This is a genomic window from Streptomyces sp. NBC_01508 (assembly GCF_045040315.1).
Classification (GTDB): Bacteria; Actinomycetota; Actinomycetes; order Streptomycetales; family Streptomycetaceae; genus Streptomyces.
On record NZ_CP109419.1, the window covers coordinates 5,998,720 to 6,020,381 of the forward strand.

General features: G+C 71.9%; 15 protein-coding genes. 12 read left to right on the top strand and 3 right to left on the bottom strand.

What is annotated here, in order from left to right:
• Nucleotides 1–326 precede the first annotated feature (326 nt).
• The 7 genes from leuS to OG700_RS27845 all read left to right on the top strand — a co-directional run bounded on the left by leuS (nt 327) and on the right by OG700_RS27845 (nt 11,095).
• Complete coding sequence (leuS, locus tag OG700_RS27815; RefSeq protein WP_405618190.1) at nt 327–3,227, top strand: leucine--tRNA ligase; 2,901 nt, start codon at nt 327–329, stop codon at nt 3,225–3,227.
• Between the two features lie 204 nt (nt 3,228–3,431).
• A complete protein-coding gene (locus OG700_RS27820; protein WP_405618192.1) occupies nt 3,432–4,274 on the top strand; it encodes a hypothetical protein in 843 nt (280 codons plus the stop codon).
• A gap of 220 nt (nt 4,275–4,494) precedes the next feature.
• Nucleotides 4,495–5,340 carry a DegV family protein gene (locus OG700_RS27825; protein WP_405622021.1) on the top strand — a complete coding sequence of 282 codons (846 nt, stop codon included), beginning with the start codon at nt 4,495–4,497 and terminating at the stop codon, nt 5,338–5,340.
• 528 nt (nt 5,341–5,868) lie between these two features.
• Nucleotides 5,869–6,615, top strand: a complete 747-nt coding sequence (locus OG700_RS27830) for a helix-hairpin-helix domain-containing protein (protein WP_405618194.1) — start codon at nt 5,869–5,871, stop codon at nt 6,613–6,615.
• The gene (locus tag OG700_RS27835) at nt 6,612–9,122 is read left to right on the top strand and encodes a ComEC/Rec2 family competence protein (protein ID WP_405618196.1); all 2,511 of its coding nucleotides are present in this window, start codon (nt 6,612–6,614) and stop codon (nt 9,120–9,122) included. Before OG700_RS27830 ends, OG700_RS27835 begins: the two co-directional genes overlap by 4 nt.
• Nucleotides 9,123–9,218: 96 nt before the next feature.
• Nucleotides 9,219–10,034 (top strand): arylamine N-acetyltransferase, encoded by an 816-nt coding sequence (locus tag OG700_RS27840; protein WP_405618199.1) that lies wholly within the window; start codon nt 9,219–9,221, stop codon nt 10,032–10,034.
• Between the two features lie 179 nt (nt 10,035–10,213).
• Nucleotides 10,214–11,095 (top strand): YceI family protein, encoded by an 882-nt coding sequence (locus OG700_RS27845; RefSeq protein WP_405618201.1) that lies wholly within the window; start codon nt 10,214–10,216, stop codon nt 11,093–11,095.
• A gap of 38 nt (nt 11,096–11,133) precedes the next feature.
• Here OG700_RS27845 and OG700_RS27850 read toward each other — a convergent pair whose 3' ends face one another.
• Nucleotides 11,134–11,385 carry a hypothetical protein gene (locus OG700_RS27850; RefSeq protein WP_405618203.1) on the bottom strand — a complete coding sequence of 84 codons (252 nt, stop codon included), beginning with the start codon at nt 11,383–11,385 and terminating at the stop codon, nt 11,134–11,136.
• Between the two features lie 69 nt (nt 11,386–11,454).
• On the opposite strand from OG700_RS27850, the gene holA reads away from it, so the two are divergent.
• Nucleotides 11,455–12,441, top strand: a complete 987-nt coding sequence (gene holA, locus OG700_RS27855; protein WP_405618205.1) for a DNA polymerase III subunit delta — start codon at nt 11,455–11,457, stop codon at nt 12,439–12,441.
• A 204-nt stretch (nt 12,442–12,645) separates the two neighbouring features.
• On the opposite strand, the gene rpsT is transcribed toward holA, so the two are convergent.
• On the bottom strand, nt 12,646–12,912 hold the full coding sequence (rpsT, locus tag OG700_RS27860; protein ID WP_023541903.1) for a 30S ribosomal protein S20: 267 nt from the start codon (nt 12,910–12,912) through the stop codon (nt 12,646–12,648).
• 200 nt (nt 12,913–13,112) lie between these two features.
• Here rpsT and lepA point away from each other — a divergent pair, with 200 nt between their 5' ends.
• Nucleotides 13,113–14,978, top strand: coding sequence for a translation elongation factor 4 (gene lepA / locus OG700_RS27865; RefSeq protein ID WP_405618207.1), 1,866 nt, complete (start codon nt 13,113–13,115; stop codon nt 14,976–14,978).
• Between the two features lie 238 nt (nt 14,979–15,216).
• Nucleotides 15,217–17,109 (top strand): AMP-dependent synthetase/ligase, encoded by a 1,893-nt coding sequence (locus tag OG700_RS27870; protein WP_405618209.1) that lies wholly within the window; start codon nt 15,217–15,219, stop codon nt 17,107–17,109.
• 51 nt (nt 17,110–17,160) lie between these two features.
• Here OG700_RS27870 and OG700_RS27875 read toward each other — a convergent pair whose 3' ends face one another.
• Nucleotides 17,161–17,856 carry a two-component system response regulator gene (locus tag OG700_RS27875; RefSeq protein WP_405618211.1) on the bottom strand — a complete coding sequence of 232 codons (696 nt, stop codon included), beginning with the start codon at nt 17,854–17,856 and terminating at the stop codon, nt 17,161–17,163.
• Nucleotides 17,857–18,172: 316 nt separating this feature from the next.
• Between OG700_RS27875 and OG700_RS27880 the strand changes: the two genes are divergently transcribed.
• Together OG700_RS27880 and hemW are read left to right on the top strand one after the other, a co-directional pair.
• The gene (locus OG700_RS27880; RefSeq protein ID WP_405622023.1) at nt 18,173–20,392 is read left to right on the top strand and encodes a SpoIIE family protein phosphatase; all 2,220 of its coding nucleotides are present in this window, start codon (nt 18,173–18,175) and stop codon (nt 20,390–20,392) included.
• A 30-nt stretch (nt 20,393–20,422) separates the two neighbouring features.
• The gene (gene hemW, locus OG700_RS27885) at nt 20,423–21,655 is read left to right on the top strand and encodes a radical SAM family heme chaperone HemW (RefSeq protein ID WP_405618213.1); all 1,233 of its coding nucleotides are present in this window, start codon (nt 20,423–20,425) and stop codon (nt 21,653–21,655) included.
• Nucleotides 21,656–21,662: the final 7 nt, after the last annotated feature.

Below are 21,662 nucleotides of genomic sequence, written 5' to 3' on the forward strand. Positions count from 1 at the left end.
GGGCGATACGCGGAGTGGTTCGGGCATCGAAGGTTCGATGAATCACATAGCCACCGATTGCCTGTTCCGGTCTCGAACGATCCTGTATGGCCCGCGTATGGCCCTCGAACGGCCCGTCTGAGCCGTCACCGGCGCGAATGCGCCGTGCGGGCCCTGTGCCCGCTGCGGTACCCTGCCGCTATGCGTGCCGTACGCCTTCTGCTTAGCGAGCCGCGCTGATCAGTACCGACGGATGACAGATCCGGTCGGAATCAGCGTGGCTGCCCCCTCCTGTGTGAGGGGTTTTTTCATTCCCGCGGCAGAGACGATCGATGGAGCTTCAGGACATGAGCGAGACGAATCCGGCCGCCGCCGGCGCGGAGACGACCGCGCCGACCGCGCCCCACCGCTACACGGCTGCCATGGCCGCCGACATCGAGGCACGCTGGCAGGACTTCTGGGACGCCGACGGCACCTACGAGGCGCCGAACCCGACGGGTGATCTGGCCGGGGACCCGGCCGTCGTGGCACGCCCCAAGCGGTACGTCATGGACATGTTCCCGTACCCCTCCGGCACCGGTCTGCACGTCGGCCACCCGCTCGGCTACATCGCCACCGACGTCTACGCCCGCCATCAGCGCATGAGCGGCTACAACGTGCTGCACACGCTGGGCTTCGACGCCTTCGGCCTGCCCGCCGAGCAGCACGCGATCAGCACCGGCACCCACCCCCGGGTGTCGACCGAGGCCGCCATGGAGAACATGACGCGGCAGCTGCGCCGGCTGGGCCTGGGGCACGACAAGCGGCGCTCGGTCGCCACGATCGACCCCGGCTTCTACCGCTGGACGCAGTGGATCTTCGTACAGATCTTCAACTCCTGGTACGACCCGGACGCCGACAAGGCCCGCCCGATCACCGAGCTGGTGGCGCTGTTCGAGAGCGGCGGGCGCGCGACGCCGGACGGCCGGAGCTGGCGCGAACTGACCGCGAACGAGCGTGCCGACGTCCTGAGCGAGTACCGGCTGGCGTACGCCTCCGAGGCCCCCGTCAACTGGTGTCCCGGCCTGGGCACCGTCCTGGCCAACGAGGAGGTCACCGCCGACGGACGCTCCGAGCGCGGCAACTTCCCGGTCTTCAAGTCCAAGCTGCGCCAGTGGAACATGCGCATCACCGCCTACGCAGACCGGCTGGTGGACGACCTGGACGCGCTGGACTGGCCCGAGGCCATCAAGCTCCAGCAGCGCAACTGGATCGGCCGCAGCGAGGGCGCGCGGGTCGACTTCCCGGTCGGCGACGCCGGTGCCATCACCGTCTTCACGACCCGTCAGGACACCCTGTTCGGCGCCACGTACATGGTCCTGGCGCCGGAGCACGAACTGGTCGAGAAGATCGTCCCGGCCGCGTGGCCCGAGGGCACCCACGACGTGTGGACGGGCGGCCACGCGGCGCCCGCGGACGCCGTCGACGCGTACCGCAAGCAGGCCGCGTCGAAGTCCGACGTCGAAAGGCAGGCCGAGGCCAAGGACAAGACGGGCGTCTTCACCGGGGCGTACGCCACCAATCCGGCCAACGGCGAGCAGATCCCGGTCTTCATCGCGGACTACGTCCTGATGGGATACGGCACCGGCGCGATCATGGCCGTCCCGGCGCACGACAGCCGAGACTTTGCGTTTGCACGCGCTTTCGAGCTGGCGATGCGCTGCGTCGTGGAGCCGCGCGACGGCCGGGGCACCGACCCCACGCAGTGGGACGACGCGTTCGTCGCGCACGAAGCGGAGCTCGTCAACTCGTCGGCCCCCGGTATCGCGCTGGACGGGCTGGGCGTCGTCGACGCCAAGGCGAAGATCACCGCATGGCTGGTCGCCGAGGGCATCGGCGAGGGAACGATCAACTACCGGCTGCGCGACTGGCTGTTCAGCCGGCAGCGCTACTGGGGCGAGCCGTTCCCCATCGTCTACGACGAGGACGGCGTCGCGCACTCCCTGCCCGAGTCGATGCTGCCACTGGAACTGCCCGAGGTGGACGACTACTCACCGCGCACGTTCGACCCGGACGACGCGGACACCCGGCCCGAGACACCGCTGTCGCGCAACGAGGACTGGGTCGCCGTCGAGCTGGACCTGGGCGACGGCAAGGGCGTACGGCGCTACCGCCGCGAGACCAACACCATGCCGAACTGGGCCGGTTCGTGCTGGTACGAGATGCGCTACCTGGACCCGCACAACACCGAGAAGCTGGTCGACCCCGCCGTCGAGCAGTACTGGATGGGCCCTCGCGAAGGCATGCCGCACGGTGGCGTCGACCTGTACGTGGGCGGCCAGGAGCACGCCGTACTGCACCTGCTGTACGCGCGCTTCTGGTCCAAGGTGCTGTTCGACCTGGGTCATGTCTCGGCGGTCGAGCCGTTCCACAAGCTGTACAACCAGGGCATGATCCAGGCGTTCCTCTACCGCGACAGCCGTGGCATCGCGGTCGAGGCCGCCGAGGTCGAGGAGCGCGAGGACGGGTACTGGTACCGGGGCGAGAAGGTCACCAGGCTGCTGGGCAAGATGGGCAAGTCCCTGAAGAACGCGGTCACTCCGGACTCGATCTTCGCGGAATACGGCGCCGACACGCTGCGGCTGTACGAGATGGCGATGGGCCCGCTGGACATCTCACGGCCGTGGGACACCCGCGCGGTGGTGGGCCAGTACCGGCTGCTCCAGCGGCTGTGGCGCAATGTCGTGGACGAGACGACCGGTGAGGTCACGGTCGTGGACGTCCCGGACGCCGACATCGACGTGAACACGCTGCGTGCCCTGCACAAGGCGATCGACGGGGTCGGCCAGGACATGGCCTCGCTGCGCTTCAACACCGCCATCGCCAAGATCACCGAGCTGAACAACCACCTGACCAAGACGGGCGGGCCGGTCGCCCGCTCGGTCGCGGAGCGGCTGGTGCTGCTGGTGGCGCCGCTGGCGCCGCACGTGGCCGAGGAGTTGTGGCGCAAGCTGGGGCACACCGGCTCGGTCGTGCACGCGGCCTTCCCGGCCGCCGATCCGGCGTACGTGGTGGACGAGACCGTCACCTGCGTCGTCCAGGTCAAGGGCAAGGTCAGGGCGAGGCTGGACGTCTCCCCGTCGATCTCGGGCGAGGAACTGGAGGCGCTGGCGCTGGGCGACGCCGCGGTGGTCGCGGCGCTGGGCGGCGCGGGCATCCGCAAGGTGATCGTGCGGGCGCCGAAACTGGTCAACATCGTGACCGCGTAAGCCCCAGTGGGGTACGGGCGGGAGTGGCCGGCGGGGTCGCCGCGGGCTTGCGGGGCTCCTGTGGGGCTCCCGCGCGGCTCCCGCAGGGCTTCTGTGGGCACGGGGCTTTCCCTTACGGGCAGTTTGGGGGTTCGGACGGAACCCTCAGGCTGCCCGTTCCGTTTACGGTGGAGGGACCGACATCGACACCGGAGAGGCATCCACATGGAGGCCGTGCTTTTGATCGTGGCGCTGCTCTTTGTCGCATTCGTGGCTTTGGGCGTGTTCGTGAGCGTCAAGGCGGTCCGCGCTGCCAAGCGAGGCGTGGATCGTACGATCACGCAGGCCCGCCGGACCGTCGAGGACACCACCCTGAGAGCGAAGAGCCTCGGGCAGACCGGCGTGCCGGCCGAGCTGGCACAGCTGCGGCTCTCGCTGCGTACGTCGATGCGCTCCACCCAGGAGGCGCTCCGGGCGAACGAGGCGGAGGACGCCTCGCTTTCGGAGTCGCTGAGCCTCTTCCAGCGGTTGAGTGTGTACGGGCGCGAGCTGGACGACGAGCTGAGGCGGCTGGAGCGGGACCCGGACCGGGCGACGATCTCGCGGCGGCTGCCCGAGCTGCGGGAGCGTACGGAACGGATCACGAAGTCGGCCGATTCGCTGCGGTGGGCGGCCAGGGACCGGGCGCGGAAGTTCTCCGAGGACGAGCTGACGCTTCTGAGCGAACAGATCGACGTCGAGTCGGGCGCCCTGCGGCACTGGTCGGCGGTGGAAGCCGAGCCCTCCGCGCGGCCGAACCCGCAGGCGGGGTCGAACCCTCGGACGGGCTCGAACCCGCAGGCGGGGCCGGTGGAGTGGCCGGAGCCCGAGCAGGCGCCCGCCCCGGAGTCCACGAGCCGGCCGGAGCGTACGGCGCGGCCGGCGGGCGCGGAGCCCACGCTCGCCGACCAGACCTGGCCCGAGCCGCCGCCGCACGCCGAAGGGCCGCAGGCGATCGACCCGCCCGACCCCCGGCAGACGACCTATCCGTGGCAGGAGAAGTCGGCCCGGCCGGAGACGACGAACTGACCGTCCGGTGTGAGTCCGCCGCCCATGTGCGGCGGTGGTTACGGGGTGCCGGACAGGGCAGACGCATGGCGGGTGACGGGCCGTCAGAGGTATGGACCCGTCGAGATGGAGAACGTCGAAGCAAGGAAGAGGGCGGAAGCCGATGGGGACCTCTTCGAATTCGACCGGCGAGGCGGGGCCGGGCTCCCGGCCGGTGGTCGCGGCGGGTAACCTCCCGCTCATGTCCCGCCATGTCGCGATCGTCACCGATTCAACGGCCTACCTGCCGCCGCAGGCGATGGAACGCCATGGCATCGCCGCGGTGCCGCTGACAGTCGTTCTGGGTGACCGGGCACTCGAAGAAGGCACCGAGATCTCGGCCAGATCGCTCGCCCTCGCGCTCCAGAAGCGCCGCTCCGTGACCACCTCGCGGCCGAGCCCCGAAGTCTTCGCCGCCACCTACCGGGCCGCCGCCGAGGCCGGGGCCACGGGCATCGTCTCCCTGCACCTGTCGGCGGAATTCTCCGGGACCTACGACGCCGCGGTCCTCGCGGCGCGCGACGCGCCCGTGCCCGTACGGGTGGTGGACACCGGGATGGTCGCGATGGCCCTCGGCTTCTGCGCCCTGGCGGCGGCCGAGACGGCGGAGGCGGACGGCTCGCTGGACGAGGCGGTGGCGGCGGCCGAGAAGCGGGCCGCCGGGACGTACGCGTACTTCTACGTCGACACGCTCGACTACCTGCGGCGCGGCGGCCGTATCGGTACCGCGCAGGCACTGCTCGGGTCGGCGCTCGCCGTGAAGCCGCTGCTTCAACTGGACGGTGGCCGGATCGAGTTGCTGGAGCGGGTGCGTACGGCGTCGAAGGCGATCGCGCGCCTTGAGGAGATCGTCGCCGAGCGGGCGGGGACCGGTCAGGTCGACATCGCGGTGCACCATCTCGCGGCGCCGGAACGGGCCGCCGCGCTCGCCGACCGGCTGCGGGGGCGGGTGCCGGGCCTCGTGGAGATGCATGTGAGCGAGGTGGGCGCGGTGATCGGGGCGCACACCGGGCCGGGGCTGTTGGGGGCTGTGATCTCGCCGCGCTGAGGTGGGGGTGGCTGAGGTGGGGCGGCTGCGTCGGGGGTGGGTGAGTCGGGGGTGGGTGGCGGAAGCACTCGTTCGGGTGGCCGAGTTATCCACAACTGGTGAGTTATCCACGGTAATTCGACGGCTTCGGCGGGATCGGGCGGGAGTGCCTACCGTCGGGGCATGACTCTTCGATCACGCTCCGTGACCAGCGGCCCAGGCCGCGCCCCGATGTCGGACGGCCGTGCGCGCCATGCCTCCGCCGCGCCGCGCTCGCGCCACCGGCGGGCGGGGACGACACCCGCGACGACCGCGTTACGCCACCGAGCCGATGCCCTGTTCGCGGTGACGCCGGACGCGATGACATCGGGCGCGATGATGCCGGGCGCGAGTCCGCCGCCAACTCCACTTCCAACTCCAGTTCCAACCCCGCCGCCAACTCCGATCCCGCTTCCGCTTCCGGCTTCGGCGCCGACCCCGGCGCCAACTCCGTCCGGGGCGACGGCCGGTGGTGTCGACAACGGCCGTGCCGGAAGCGCGGGTCGCGCGGTGGCGCCGCCGGGGACGGGGGAGCGGCCGGGCGGGCGGCGCGAGCGGGTGTGGCTCGCCGTACGGGAGCGGTTGCCGTTGTGGGTGCAGCTCAGGTGTGGGCTTGAGCCGAAGACGCTGGGCGCGCTGGCGGTCGTGCTCGTCGTGGCCGCCGTGCTGGCGGCGCAGCATTTCTGGTCCGGCCGGCCGCAGCCGGTCAGCGCGCCCGAGACGGTCCGTGCGGAGGTGGCCGCGACCGGGCCGGCGGGGGAACCGGGACCGTCGTCGGGGGCACCTCCACCTGCCGCCGCGTCGCCTGCCGGGCGCGTGGTGGTCGATGTCAGCGGCAAGGTGCGCAGCCCCGGCGTGCACCGGCTGCCCGCGGGGTCGCGCGTCACCGACGCGCTGCGGGCCGCCGGGGGAGTCAGGCCCGGCGCCGATCTGAGCGGGCTCAACCGGGCGCGTGTGCTGATGGACGGCGAGCAGGTGGTCGTGGGCGGCCCCGCACCTGCCGGACAGGCCGCGCCCGGCGGGGGAGCGGCGGGGCCGGGCGCCGGCGGCGCGGCGCCCGCCGGGGCACCGGTGAGTCTCGGCACGGCCACCGTGGAACAGCTCGACACACTGCCGGGCGTCGGCCCGGTGCTCGCGCAGCACATCGTCGACTACCGCACCCGGCACGGCGGATTCAGGTCCGTGGACGAACTGCGCGAGGTGAACGGGATCGGCGACCGCCGGTTCGCCGACATCGAGCCCCGTGTGCGGCCGTGACCCGCGCGGCCGTCCACGCGGCCTCGGGGCACCCGTTGGGCGCCGCGGACCCCCGCCAGGAGGACGGCCCGGCCGATCTGCGGCTGGTCCCGCCCGCGCTGGCGGCCTGGGTCGCCGCGGCGCTGGCGCCGGATGCGCCGGCCGGCTGGACGGCCGGCGCGGTGCTGGCCGGGCTGGCCGTGACGGGTGTGCTGCTGGTGCGGGCGGCTCTGGCGGCGGCGCCGGGGCGCCGCGCGGGCGTGCGACGGCGGGTGAACGGTGTCGCCGCCGCCGCGGTGCTGCTCTGCGCCGCCGCCGGGGCGGGGTCCGCCTGGCTGCACGGCGCGGACCGCCACCGAGGCCCGGTGCCGGGACTGGCGGAGCGGTACGCACGCGTCACCGTGGACCTGACGGTCACCTCCGACCCCCGCTCCACCCGGCCACGGGTCCGGGGCGACGCGCTCTCGTCGGCCGGCCTCGTCCTGGACGCCGACCTGACACGCGTGACGTCCGCCGACGGAGCCGTCACCACCGTCCGTACGCCGGTGCTCGTATTCGCCGCCAGCGGGGCCGGGGCCGATGAAAGGACCCAGGCGTGGCGGCGGCTGCTGCCGTCCACCGGGCTCAGGGTGGCCGGGCGGCTCGCACCGCCGGCGGAGGGGGACGGGCGGTACGCGGCGCTGCTGCGGGTGGAGGGGAGCGGCCCGCCACGGGTCGTACGCCCGCCGACCCGTCTGCAACGCACGGCCGGAGACCTGCGCGCCGGGCTGCGGGAGGCGACGGAAGGGCTCCCGCCGGACGCCCGTGCGCTGCTGCCCGGACTGGTCGTCGGGGACACCTCCCGTATCCCGCCCGAGCTGCACGACGCGTTCACGGCGACCGACCTCTCGCATTTGCTCGCCGTCTCCGGAAGCAATCTGACGATCGTTCTCGCCCTGCTCATCGGGCCTCCGGGGCTGGCGCTGCGGGCCGAGCGGCGCGGGCTCGCCCCGCGGCTGGGGATCTCGCTGCGCTCGACCGCCCTGTTCGGCGGGGCCCTCACGCTCGCCTTCGTGGTGGTCTGCCGACCGGAACCGAGCGTGCTGCGGGCGGCTGCCTGCGGACTGATCACCCTGCTCGCCATCGGCACCGGCCGGCGCAGATCGCTGATCCCGGCGCTGGCCGCCGCCGTACTGCTCCTCGTCCTCTGGGACCCGGCCCTGGCGCGCAGCTTCGGCTTTGTGCTGTCCGTGCTCGCCACGGGTGCGCTGCTCACCATCGGGCCGCGCTGGAGTGCGGCGATGCGGCGGCGCGGGGTGCCGCCCCGGCTCGCCGAGGTGCTGGCCGCGGCGGCGTCGGCGCAGGCCGTGTGCGCACCGGTGGTCGCGGTGTTCGCCGCGCGGGTCAGCCTCGTCGCGATCCCCTGCAATCTGTTCGCGGAACTGGCGGTGGCGCCCGCGACGGTCCTCGGGTTCGCGGCGCTGGCCACGGCACCGGTCGCGATACCGGTGGCCGAGCTGCTGGCCCGGTGCGCGGGCTGGCCCGCCGGATGGATCGCCTCGGTCGCCCGTACCGGCGCGGCGCTGCCGGGCGCCGAGGCCGAGTGGCCCGGCGGCTGGCGGGGCGGGGCGCTGCTCGCCGTGGTCACGGTCCTCGTCGTGTGCGCGGTACGGCGCATACGCGGCCACCCGTGGACCGCCGCCACCTGCGCGGTGCTCCTGCTGCTGGCCGTCCTGCGGCCGGCCCCCTTCACCCGGCTGGTCACCGGCTGGCCGCCGCCGGGCTGGGCGGTGGCGATGTGCGACGTCGGTCAGGGCGACACGATGGTGCTCGCGGCCGGCGAGGGCGCGGGTGTGGTCGTGGACGCGGGTCCCGATCCCCGGCTGGCCGACCGCTGTCTGCGGGACCTCGGGATCACCCGCGTGCCGCTGCTCGTGGTCAGCCATTTCCACGCCGACCATGTCACCGGGCTGCCCGGGGTGCTGCGCGGCAGAAGGGTCGGTGCCATCCAGACGACGACCCTTCAAGAGCCTTGGGAGCAGAGCGAGTTCGTACGGCGGACGGCGGAGGCCGCCGATGTCCCGCTGGTGCGTGCGATACCGGGGGAGCGGCGCCGGGTCGGGCCGCTCGACTGGCGGGTGCTGTGGCCGAGGGCCGGGCCGGGGCTGGGCGCGGGCGGGCCGAACGACGCGAGCGTCACCCTGCTCGTCCGGACGGCGGGCGGTCCGACGCTGCTGTTGCCCGGTGATCTCGAACCGCCCGCCCAGCAGGGCCTGTCGAGGGACCACCCGGCGCTGCCACCGGTGGACGTGCTGAAGGTCGCGCACCACGGCTCGGCCTTCCAGGACCCCGGACTGCTGCGAGCGGTGCGACCCCGGCTGGCGCTGATCTCCTGCGGCAGGGGCAACCCGTACGGCCACCCCTCGCCGCGTACGGTCGGTGCGCTGCGGGCCGGGGGAGCGGTGGTGATGCGTACCGACACGGACGGCGCCGTCGCGGTGACGGGCGCGGGAGCGGGGCTGCGGGCGGTGGCGCGCGGGCCGGGGTGACCGGGTCCGGCGGCCGGTCCGCGGGGCCGTCCCGGCCCTGCGGACCAGGACGAAAGACGCATGGTGGGAGGGAGGGTACCGGGACAGACTGGGGACATGGACATGTCTCGGACCATCTCCGGCTATCTGCACCGGATCGGCGCCGACCGGCCCGCCGTACCGGACGCCGTGGCACTGCGGGATCTTCAGGTTCGGCACCTGCGGACCGTGCCGTTCGAGAATCTGTCCGTGCATCTGGGGGAGGAGATCGTCCTCGATGAGGGGGCGCTGGTCGCCAAGGTCGTGGAGCGGAAGAGAGGAGGTCTCTGCTACGAACTCAACGGCGCCTTCGCGGTGCTGCTGCGCGAACTCGGCTTCCGGGTGACGCGCCTTCAGGCCCGGGTGTTCACGGCGGACGGCGCCCTGGGGATCCCGTACGACCACATGACGCTCCTCGTGGAGACGCCCGCGCGGACCGGGTCCGGACGCGGCGCCGACCGGTGGCTCGCCGACGTCGGCTTCGGGAACCACAGCACCCACCCGCTGGCCTTCGACGAGCGCGGTGACCAGCGGGACCCCGCCGGTACGTTCCGGGTCGTGGCGGGGCCGGACGGGGACGTCGATGTCGTGCGGGACGGCAAGCCCCAGTTCCGTGTCGACCAACGACCGCGTGCGCTGGCCGACTTCGCCGCCGGGGCCTGGTACCACCGGACGTCGCCCGACTCGCATTTCACCCGGTCCCTGGTCTGTTCCCGCAACACCCACGACGGCCGGATCACGCTCGCGGGCGACAGGCTCGTCAGCACCGTGGGCGGCGAGCGCCGCGAGCGGGAGCTGGCCGGGGACGCCGAGATCCTGGCCGCCTACCGGGAACACTTCGGCCTTGAACTGGACCAGGTGCCGCAGGTCGGGGTCAACAGGAAGGAGGAGTGACGTAGTTGGACGTCAGGTACTTGCGGGTAGGTGAACGGTCAAATCATCTCCGAGCGCCCGTGTTTGCCCTGAACGGCACAAGGGTGATCGAATGCCTATTCGTCGACGGTCCGTGTATTCGGCAACGATCTGATGCCCGGCACGGGCCATGAGTCCCGAATCGCATGGGGTGTACAGGAATGTTCAAACGCTGGTTCGGCGGGCGCGCGGCCGGTGCCGCGGAGGCCGGTCCGCTCGCGGCGGTGCCGGTGCCCCTCACGGCGGGCGTACTGAGCTGCCGCGTTCTCGACCCCGGCGGCGAACCCGTCCGCCGCGCCGAGTTCGTCCTCAGCGACAGGTTGGGGCGGAAGGTGGTCGGCGGGGAGACCGATCCGTTCGGCTCGGTCATGGCGACCGTCCCGGCCGGTGAGTACCGCCTCGCGGTCACGGCCGACGGCTTCACCCCGCACCACGGCAACGCCGCGGTGAGCGAGAGCGCGCACACGGGCCTCGGCGACGTGACCCTCCAGCTCGCGAAGCCGCCGACACTCCCCGAGCCGGGAGAGTGGGAGATCGAGCCGATGCACTCCCAGATCGGCTTCACCGCGCGCCATATCGGACTGGCGCGGATCCACGGCCGGTTCAACACCTTCGCCGGCGCCGTGCGGATAGCCGAGCGCATGGACCGGTCCGCGATGCACGTCGTCATCGACGCCTCGTCCATCGACACCAACGTCCGGATGCGCGACGACCACCTGCGCTCGGCGGACTTCCTGGACGTCGCGAACTATCCGACGCTGGAGTTCTACAGCGACCGTTTCGTCCACCGGGGCGGCGGCCACTGGGGCGTGACCGGCGGGCTGACCCTGCACGGCGTGAGCCGTACGGTGACACTCGACACCCGCTACCTGGGCATCGGCAGCGGCATGGAGGGCGAGACCCGCGCGGCCTGCCGCGCCACGACCGAGCTGCACCGCGAGGACTTCACCCTCACCTGGCAGACGATGCTCGCCCGCGGCATCGCCGTCGTCGGCTCCAGTATCTCCATCGACCTGGACATCCAGATCGTCCGCAAGGTCTGACCCACTGGTCAGGCACGGGCGTACGCGACCAGGTCCGGTCACCCCTGCGGTGCTTCGAGCCACCCCTCGTACTCGGCGGCGAAGGCGTCCAGTGCCGTGGGGTCGAGGCGGGAGTGCTCGTCCTCGATCACGACCAGCCACTGCGCGTCCTCGGCGTCGTCCTCGCCCGCCAGGGCGTCCCGTACGAGCTGGGGCTCCTCCAGCACCCCGAAGCGGTCGGCGAGTTCACCCGCCAGCTCCTCGGCGGTGTCGCGGTCGGGCAGCACCAGTACATGTCGAACGTCGCTCACCCGGTCATTCTCCCGTACGGCGGGCGGTACGCGGGGCGGTGTCGGTGGGCCGTGCGATGCTGGACCGCGATGGCCACCAGGAAGACTTCCCCCGACGATCCGCTCGCCCCGCTCACGCTCGCCGTGGGCCAGGAGGACCTGCTGCTGGACCGCGCCGTCCAGCAGGTCGTGGCGGCGGCCCGCGCCTCCGACCCGGACACGGACGTGCGCGACCTCTCCTCCGACCAGCTGCTTCCGGGCACCCTCGCCGAGCTGACGAGCCCGTCGCTGTTCGCCGAGCGCAAGGTCGTCGTCGTACGGAACGCGCACGACCTCGCCGCGGACACGATCAAGGACGTGAAGGCGTACCTCGACGCACCGGCCGAGGAGATCACGCTCGTGCTGCTGCACGCGGGAGGCCCCAAGGGCAAGGCCCTGCTGGACGCGGCCCGCAAGGCGGGCGCCCGTGAGGTCGCCTGCGCGAAGACGACCAAGCCCGCCGAGCGGCTCGGCTTCGTACGGTCGGAGTTCCGCGCGCTGGGCCGCTCGGCCACGCCCGAGGCCTGCCAGGCGCTGGTCGACTCGATCGGCAGCGATCTGCGGGAGCTGGCGAGCGCGGTGTCCCAGCTTGCCGCGGATGTCGAGGGCGCGATCGACGACGCGATCGTCGCCCGGTACTACACGGGCCGCGCCGAGGCCTCCAGCTTCACCGTCGCCGACCGGGCCGTGGAGGGCCGCGCGGCCGACGCGCTCGAAGCGCTGCGCTGGTCGCTTTCGACCGGCGTCGCGCCCGTACTGATCACCAGCGCCCTCGCGCAGGGCGTGCGCGCCATCGGCAAGCTGTCGTCGGCGCGCGGCGGCCGGCCAGCCGACCTCGCCCGTGAGCTGGGTATGCCGCCGTGGAAGATCGACAAGGTGCGCCAGCAGATGCGCGGCTGGACCCCGGACGGGGTGGCGACGGCGCTGCGCGCGGTCGCGGAGGCCGACGAAGGCGTCAAGGGTGGCGGCGCGGACCCCGAGTACGCGCTGGAGAAGGCGGTCGTCACGATCGCCCACGCGGCCCGCGCCGGCCGCTGACCGCTCAGCACGAGACCCGCATACCAAACATGCCGAAGGCCCCGGTACGCCGTACCGGGGCCTTCGGCGTCAAACCTGGGTGGATCCGCACCCGCGTGGCGAACGCAGTCGTGTGCGAATCCGTAAAGACACCGGTCAGGAGCGGTAGAGAGGGCCCGCTGAGTCCGTTCCGGCGGTTGGAATCAAGAGTGAGCAGACAATCGCTCAGCCCTGAAGGGCGGCAACCTTGGACGCCAGCGCCGACTTCTTGTTGGCGGCGGCGTTCTTGTGGATGACGCCCTTCGAGGCGGCCTTGTCGAGCTTGCGCGACGCTTCACGGACGGCCACATTGGCCTTCTCGACGTCACCGGCGACGACAGCCTCGCGGGCCTTGCGGATCGCGGTCTTGAGCGACGACTTGACGGCCTTGTTGCGCAGGCGCGCCTTCTCGTTGGTCTTGTTCCGCTTGATCTGGGACTTGATGTTCGCCACGAAATGCCTTTTCAGGTTCGATGATCTTTGAATGAGCGTCCGCGCCGAGACGGCAGCAGACACAGCTGCCCACGCTACCAGCCACCGTCCGACCGGCCCAAACCGGGCGCAGCCCCGTACCCGTGGGACGATGGAGCCTACGTATCGATCCGATGTGACCCGAGACGAGACGCCGCGCGTCTCAAGAATCAGGACCCTGCGTGCCCGCGACCCCTACCAACGTGCCCGAGCCGAGCCGTACGGACCCGGCGCTGCTCCGTAATTTCTGCATCATCGCGCACATCGACCACGGCAAGTCGACACTCGCCGACCGGATGCTCCAGCTGACCGGAGTGGTCGACCAGCGGCAGATGCGCGCTCAGTATCTCGACCGGATGGACATCGAGCGCGAGCGCGGCATCACGATCAAGTCCCAGGCGGTCCGGCTGCCGTGGGCCCCCAACGAGGGTCCGGACCAGGGCACCACCCATGTCCTGAACATGATCGACACCCCGGGCCACGTGGACTTCACCTACGAGGTGTCCCGTTCGCTCGCCGCCTGCGAGGGCACGGTCCTGCTGGTGGACGCCGCGCAGGGCATCGAGGCGCAGACCCTCGCCAACCTCTATCTGGCGATGGAGAACGACCTCACCATCGTCCCGGTGCTCAACAAGATCGACCTGCCGGCCGCGCAGCCCGAGAAGTTCTCCGAGGAACTGGCGAACCTGATCGGCTGCCAGCCCGAGGACGTCCTCAAGGTCTCCGCCAAGACCGGTGTCGGTGTCGACGTCCTGCTCGACCGGGTCGTCAAGGACGTGCCGCCGCCGGTCGGCGCCGCCGACGCCCCGGCACGCGCGATGATCTTCGACTCGGTGTACGACTCCTACCGGGGCGTCGTCACGTACGTCCGTGTCATCGACGGCCAGCTCAACAAGCGCGAGCGCATCCGGATGATGTCCACCGGCGCCACCCACGAGCTGCTGGAGATCGGTGTCTCCTCGCCCGAGATGACCCCGGCCGACGGCATCGGTGTCGGCGAGGTCGGCTACATCATCACCGGCGTGAAGGACGTCCGGCAGTCCAAGGTCGGTGACACGATCACGTCCCTCCACAAGGGCGCGACCGAGGCGCTGGGCGGCTACAAGGACCCCAAGCCGATGGTGTTCTCCGGCCTCTATCCGCTGGACGGCTCGGACTACCCCGAGCTGCGCGACGCCCTCGACAAGCTCCAGCTCAACGACGCCGCCCTGGTCTACGAGCCGGAGACCTCGGCGGCTCTCGGCTTCGGCTTCCGCGTCGGCTTCCTCGGGCTGCTGCACCTCGATGTGATCCGGGAGCGGCTGGAGCGCGAGTTCAACCTCGACCTGATCGCGACCGCGCCCAATGTGGTCTACCGGGTCGAGATGGAGGACGGCAAGGAGCACACCGTCACCAACCCGAGCGAGTTCCCGGAGGGGAAGATCGACTCGGTGCACGAGCCGGTCGTCCGGGCCACGATCCTCGCGCCCAGCGAGTTCATCGGCTCGATCATGGAGCTGTGCCAGAACCGCCGCGGCACGCTCCTCGGTATGGACTACCTCTCCGCCGACCGGGTCGAGATCCGCTACACCCTGCCGCTCGCCGAGATCGTCTTCGACTTCTTCGACCAGCTGAAGTCCAAGACCCGCGGCTACGCCTCGCTGGACTACGAGCCCACGGGCGAGCAGACCGCCAACCTCGTCAAGGTCGACATCCTGCTGCACGGCGACAAGGTCGACGCGTTCTCCGCGATCACGCACCGGGACCAGGCGTACGCGTACGGCGTACGGCTCGTCGCCAAGCTCAGGGAACTCATCCCGCGCCAGGCCTTCGAGATCCCCATCCAGGCGGCCATCGGCTCGCGGGTCATCGCCCGCGAGACGATCCGCGCCATCCGTAAGGACGTCCTCGCCAAGTGCTACGGCGGTGACATCTCCCGGAAGCGCAAGCTGCTGGAGAAGCAGAAGGAGGGCAAGAAGCGGATGAAGATGGTCGGCAGCGTGGAGGTCCCGCAGGAGGCGTTCATCGCGGTGCTGTCGAGCGACGAATCGTCGAGCAAGAAGAAGTGACGCGCGGCGGTGCCGGGGGGAAGTGACCGGGAAGTGACCCGCGAGTAGGACCGGTTGGGTCCGTGCGCACAGGCGCGCGGACCCGACCGGCGTTCACGGGTCCGGTTCGTTATGAAGCGGCTTCCCGCGTCCCCTTACGCACCGGCCGGGCGCGCTCTAGTCTGATCACTGCTCGATGGTTACTCACCAGTTAAACAACTAGCCAGTCGCGCAAGCTTTGCGGGGCCCGGAGGACGTCGTGAGCGACACAAAGACCTTGATCGAGAACCGGCCGCCGTCGGTGGCTGCCCTCTTCATGGAGCGTGTGGCGGCCACGCCGGACGCCGAGGCCTACCGCTATCCCGTTCCTCCCGCCTCGGGCCAGGGCGGCCCCGACGACTGGGAGTCCCTCAGCTGGGGGCAGGCCGCGGTGCGGGTGTACGCGGTGGCGGCCGGTCTGATCGCGCTGGGCGTACGGCCCGAGGAGCGCGTCGCGCTCGCCGCCGCCACCCGGGTCGAGTGGATCCTCACCGACCTCGGTGTGATGTGCGCGGGCGCCGCGACCACGACGGTCTACCCCTCGACGAACGCCGAGGAGTGCGCGTACATCCTCGCCGACTCCGCGAGCCGCGTCCTCATCGCCGAGGACGCCGACCAGCTCGCCAAGGCGCGCGAGCGCCGGGCCGAGCTGCCGAACCTCGCCCATGTCGTGGTGATCGAGGCGGCCGACGCGAAGCCCGCCGAGGGCGACCCGGACGGCTGGGTGCTCTCCCTCGCCGAGCTGGAGGAGCGCGGGACGAAGCTCCTTCAGGAGCAGCCCGAGGCCGTCAAGGAGCGGGTCGGCGCGATCACGGCCGAACAGCTCGCCACTCTCATCTACACCTCGGGCACCACGGGCCGACCCAAGGGCGTGCGGCTGCGGCACGACAACTGGTCTTACATGGCGAAGGCGATCGCGGGCACCGGGCTCATCACCAAGGACGACGTTCAGTACCTGTGGCTGCCGCTGGCGCACGTCTTCGGCAAGGTGCTGACCTCCGGTCAGATCGAGGTCGGCCATGTCACCGCCGTCGACGGCCGCGTCGACAAGATCATCGAGAATCTGCCGGTGGTGCGGCCGACCTACATGGCCGCGGTGCCCCGCATCTTCGAGAAGGTCTACAACGGGGTCGCGGCCAAGGCGCGGGCCGGCGGTCCCGCGAAGTACAAGATCTTCCAGTGGGCCGCGGGCGTCGCACGCGAGTACGCGAAGGTCAGCCAGGACAACTTCCGCCATACCGGCACCAGTTCGGTGCCCTTCGCCCTCGGCGCCAAGCACACCGTCGCCGACAAGCTCGTCTTCGCCAAGCTCCGCGCGGCGTTCGGCGGCCGGCTGCGCGCCGCGATCTCCGGATCCGCCGCGCTCTCGCCCGAGATCGGCTTCTTCTTCGCCGGCGCGGGAGTCCACATCCTGGAGGGCTACGGCCTGACGGAGTCGAGCGCCGCGAGCTTCGTCAACCCGGGCGAGGCCTACCGCACCGGCACCGTCGGCAAGCCGCTGCCCGGCTGCGAGGTCCGTATCGCCGACGACGGCGAGATCATGCTGCGCGGCCCCGGCATCATGGACGGCTACCACGGGCTGCCCCAGAAGACCGCCGAAGTCCTCGAATCCGACGGCTGGTTGCACACCGGCGACATCGGCGAGCTGTCGGTCGACGGCTATCTGCGGATCACCGACCGCAAGAAGGACCTGATCAAAACGTCCGCCGGCAAGTACATCGCCCCGGCCGAGGTCGAGGGCCGGTTCAAGGCGGTGTGCCCGTACGTCTCCAACATCCTGGTGCACGGTGCCGACCGCAACTTCTGCACCGCGCTCATCGCGCTGGACGAACCGGCCCTGCTCGGCTGGGCGGCAGAGAACGGCCTGGAGGGCGCGTCGTACGCCGACGTCGTGGCGTCGCCGCGGACCCAGGAGCTGATCGAGGGCTATGTGAAGGAACTCAACGAGGGCCTTCAGCGCTGGCAGACGATCAGGAAGTTCCGGCTGCTGCCGCGCGACCTGGACATCGAGCACGGTGAGCTGACGCCCAGCCTGAAGCTCAAGCGGCCGGTCGTGGAGCGGGAGTACAAGCACCTGCTGGACGAGATGTACGCGGGGTCGCGGGAGGCGTAGCCGCGCCTACGCCTGGTGCATCAGGGCGCGGGCGGGGCGGTCGGCCGGGGACTACGGCCGACCGCCCCGCCCGCGCCGTAATTCCCGCAGTACATTGTCCAGCCCCGCCACATGGTCGCGCAGCGCCGCCAGTTCGCCGTGACCGTCCGGCCCGTGCGTGGCGGCCGGGCCGCCAGCACCGTCCGCGCCGTTCGGGACACCCGCGTCATGTGCTTCGTGCGCGTCGTTCGCGTCGAGCATCGACCCGATCGCGGAGAGCCGATGGGCCATCTCGGCGAGCTGCACCTGGTCCTGGGCGAGCAGGGCCTCCAACTGGCGGTTCTTGCGGTGCAGTTCCAGAAACACCGTCACCTTGGCGCGCAGCACCCACGGGTCGAACGGCTTCGGGATGAAGTCGGCGGCCCCCGTCGCGTAGCCGCGGAAGGTGAAGCCGCTGTCGGGATCGCTGCCGGTCAGAAAGATGATCGGGACGTCCTTGGCCTGATCCAGGCGCTTGATGCCGGCGGCGGTGTCGAAGCCGTCCATGCCCGGCATCCGTACGTCCAGCAGGACCAGGGCGAACCGCTCACGACGCAGGGCCCGCATCGCCTCCTCGCCCGAACGGGCCCGCACCAGCGGCACGTTGAGCGATGCCAGCACCGCTTCGAGCGCGAGAAGATTCTCCTCCATGTCGTCGACGAGAAGGATGCCGGCACGGTCGGTGACCGGGGTGTCGGCGGGTGGATCGGTGGGTATCCGGTTGGTCATCGTGGATGGCGTCCGAGTAGGTGATGGCCGGGTGCGGGGGATCCGGGTGCGTAGTGTGTCGGGGGTGCGGCGGCCGGGAAGTGGCCTCTGAGCTCCGTTCCTCGCCCACTTCTTCGCCCATTTCGATGACTCGACGCTTATGGGCACGCTCAGTCTGTCACTCTGTCGGGGTCGTGAGCGGCGCAACGAAAGAAACAACCAGGAGCCGCATGTGGGGCCTATAGGGGACCGCCGGAAACCGGACGATCCGGAAGTGCTGACTCCAGCGCGGAGCCGTACGTTCCGGGACGACGAGCGACGCACGGCACGCACCAGCCTGCCGGGGAACCCGCTCGCCCCGTCCGCCGCGCGCCGTTTCGTGCGCGCGGCGCTCGCCGAGTGGACCAGCCTCGGGCTGCTCACCACCTGCGCCCTCTGCCAGGGCGACGAGGCGTGCCCACCGGGCCGGCACAGCTCGGACGGGCTGGCGGACGACGCGGTGCTGATCGTCGACGAACTGGTCACCAACGCCGTCGTGCACGCCGGCACCAACGTGGAACTGCTCTGCCGCCTCGAAGCGGCCCAGCGGGAGCCGGACGGCGACGGACCCGACGACCCGTCCGAGGCCGAACCCCGGGACGGGACCGGTGGGTCCGACGGGTCCGGTGGGTCCGACGGGTCCGGTGGGTCCGACGGTCCCGGCGGGTCCGGCGACGGCACGTCCCCCACGGACCCCGAGCCTGACGCGCACCCCGAGCGGGAGCCCCGGGAGCCCGCCGCACTCGTCATCGAGGTGTCCGACCACCACCCCGCCCGCTCCGTACGCAGCGACGCCCACGGCCCGGCGGGCGGCGGCTCCCCCGAGTACGGCCGGGGCCTCCAGCTCATCGCCGCCCTCGCGGAACGCTGGGGCATCACGTACCGCACCGGCCTCAAGACCGTCTGGGCCCGCCTCCCGCTCGACGGGCCGACCGCCGAAACCACGGCCGGCACCGGAGCCGACTCAGCCGCGGGAGTCAACGGAACCGGGGTCGTCGGCGAACCCGCCCTGCGCCGCGGCCTGCGCGCCGCCGAGATCCTCGCCCCCGCACCGCGCGGGATGCCGCGCGAGGACCCGGACTGGATCAGCCGGGGCGCCCTCTCCTTCCTCGCCGAGGCCTCCGACCTGCTCGCCGGACAGCTCGACGAGGACCTGGTCGCCGCCCTCGCCGGCCAGTTGCTCGTACCCCGGCTCGCCGACTGGTGCGCGATCTGGCTCGACGGCGAAGGCGAAGGCCACGGCAGGGCGGGCGCCGCACCCCGGCTCGCCCGGGTCTGGCACGCCGACGAGTCCCGCATCGAGCTGCTGCGCACCCTCCTGGAGAAGGAGCCGCCGCGGCTGCTCGACTCCCAGCGCGAGCGGGACGGCACGGGCACCGGTGCGAGCGGCGGGCGGAACGTCCCCGTACCCGTCCCCTGGCCCGGCTCCGGCCAGACCGGCGCGCACGACGGCGCGGCCGTCGCCTGCCGGCTCGTCGCCAACGGCCGCCCCCTCGGCACCCTGGTCCTCGGCCGGCGCCGGCTCGCCCGGATGCCCGACGAAGTGGTCGCGCTCATCGAGGACTTCGCCCGACGCGTCGCCCTCGCGATCGGCGCCGCCCGCCGCTACACCCGGCAGGCCACCATCAGCCGCGTCCTGCAACGCAGTCTGCTGCCCAGCCAGGTGGCCAGGATCCCGGGCGTCGAGAGCCACCTCGTGTACGAGCCCGCCGACGACGGCGTGGTCGGCGGCGACTTCTACGACGTCTTTCCCGCCCCGCCCGGCGGCCGCTGGTGCTTCATGCTCGGCGACGTCCAGGGCAGCGGCCCCGAGGCCGCCGTCGTCACCGGCCTCGCCCGGCCCTGGCTGCGGCTCCTCGCCCGTGAGGGGTACGGCGTCGGCGAAGTCCTCGACCGGCTCAACCGGCTCCTGCTGGACGACGCGATGGAGGCAGCCGAGGCCGCCGCGCTGATGGTCGCCGTCGCCGGCGGACAGGATCTCTCCGGCGGCGAGAGCGGGCTCCCCGGCCTCAGCGACCTGGGCCCGCTCGGTGACATCCGCGACATCGGCAAGAGCCTCGACGACGGCCACGGCGGCGGGCTCGCCGACGGCGGCCAGTCACGCTTCCTGTCCCTGCTCTACGGCGAGCTGGCACCACTCCCCGGCACCGAAGGCGGCGCCCGCTGCACCCTCGCGAGCGCGGGCCACCCCCTGCCGCTGCTGCTGCGGCCCGACGGGACGGTACGGGTGGCGGCCGAGCCGCAGCTGCTCCTCGGGGTCGACGAGAACGTCGCGTACGAGAGCCTCAGCTTCGACCTGGCGTCGGGGGACACGCTCCTGTGCGTCACCGACGGCATCACCGAGCGCCGCTCCGGGCGGCTGCTCCTGGACGACGACGACGGCCTCGCCGCGATCCTGGCGGGCTGCACGGGCCTGAGCGCCCAGGGCGTCGCCGAGCGGATAAGACGAGCCGTGCACGACTTCGACCCGAGCCCGCCATCGGACGACCTGGCGATGCTGGTGCTGCGCGCGGTGTAGCTTCCCGCAGGGGTGCGGGACACTGGGGGCATGCCTTCCGCCCTGCCCGACGGTGACCCCATGCCCGAGTCCGGCGCGCTGCCCCCGCACGCCCTGGACGGCGCGGCGGACCGGCCGCTCGGCTTCTACCTGCACGTGCCGTACTGCGCCACCCGCTGCGGATACTGCGACTTCAACACCTACACGGCGACCGAGCTGCGCGGCTCGGGTGGTGTGCTGGCCTCCCGCGACAACTACGCCGACACCCTGACCGACGAGATCCGGCTCGCCCGCAAGATCCTCGGCGACGACCCCAGGCCCGCCCGTACGGTCTTCGTCGGCGGCGGTACGCCCACGCTGCTGGCCGCGGCCGACCTCGTACAGATGCTGGGCGCCGTACGCGACGAGTTCGGCCTCGCCGACGACGCCGAGATCACCACCGAGGCGAATCCGGAGTCCGTCGGCCCGGAGTACCTCGCGGAGCTGCGTGAAGGCGGCTTCAACCGGATCTCCTTCGGCATGCAGAGCGCGAAACAGCACGTCCTCAAGGTGCTCGACCGCACGCACACCCCCGGGCGGCCCGAGGCCTGCGTCGCCGAGGCCCGCGCGGCCGGATTCGACCATGTGAACCTCGACCTGATCTACGGCACACCCGGCGAGAGCGACGACGACTGGCGCGCGTCGCTGGCGGCGGCGGTGGGCGCGGGACCCGACCACATCTCCGCGTACGCGCTGATCGTCGAGGAGGGCACGGGGCTGGCCCGGCGCATCCGGCGCGGCGAGGTCCCCATGACCGACGACGACGAGCACGCCGACCGCTACCTGATCGCGGACGAGACGCTGGGCGCGGCCGGGTTCTCCTGGTACGAGGTCTCCAACTGGGCCACCACCGACGCCGGTCGCTGCCTGCACAACGAGCTCTACTGGCGCGGCGCGGACTGGTGGGGCGCGGGGCCGGGCGCGCACAGCCATGTCGGCGGGGTGCGCTGGTGGAACGTGAAGCACCCGGGGGCGTACGCGGCGGCGCTCGCGGAGGGCCGGTCACCGGGCGCGGGCCGCGAACTCCTCACGGCGGAGGACCGGCGCGTCGAGCGCATCCTGCTGGAACTGCGGCTGTCGGACGGCGTGGAACTGTCCCTGCTGCGGCCGGCGGGGCTGGCGGCGGCTGGTCGCGCGCTGGCGGACGGTCGGCTGGCGGCGGGGCCGTACGGGGAGGGTCGGGCGGTGCTGACGCTGCGGGGGCGGCTGCTGGCGGACGCGGTGGTGCGGGACCTGGTGGATTGACGGTTCG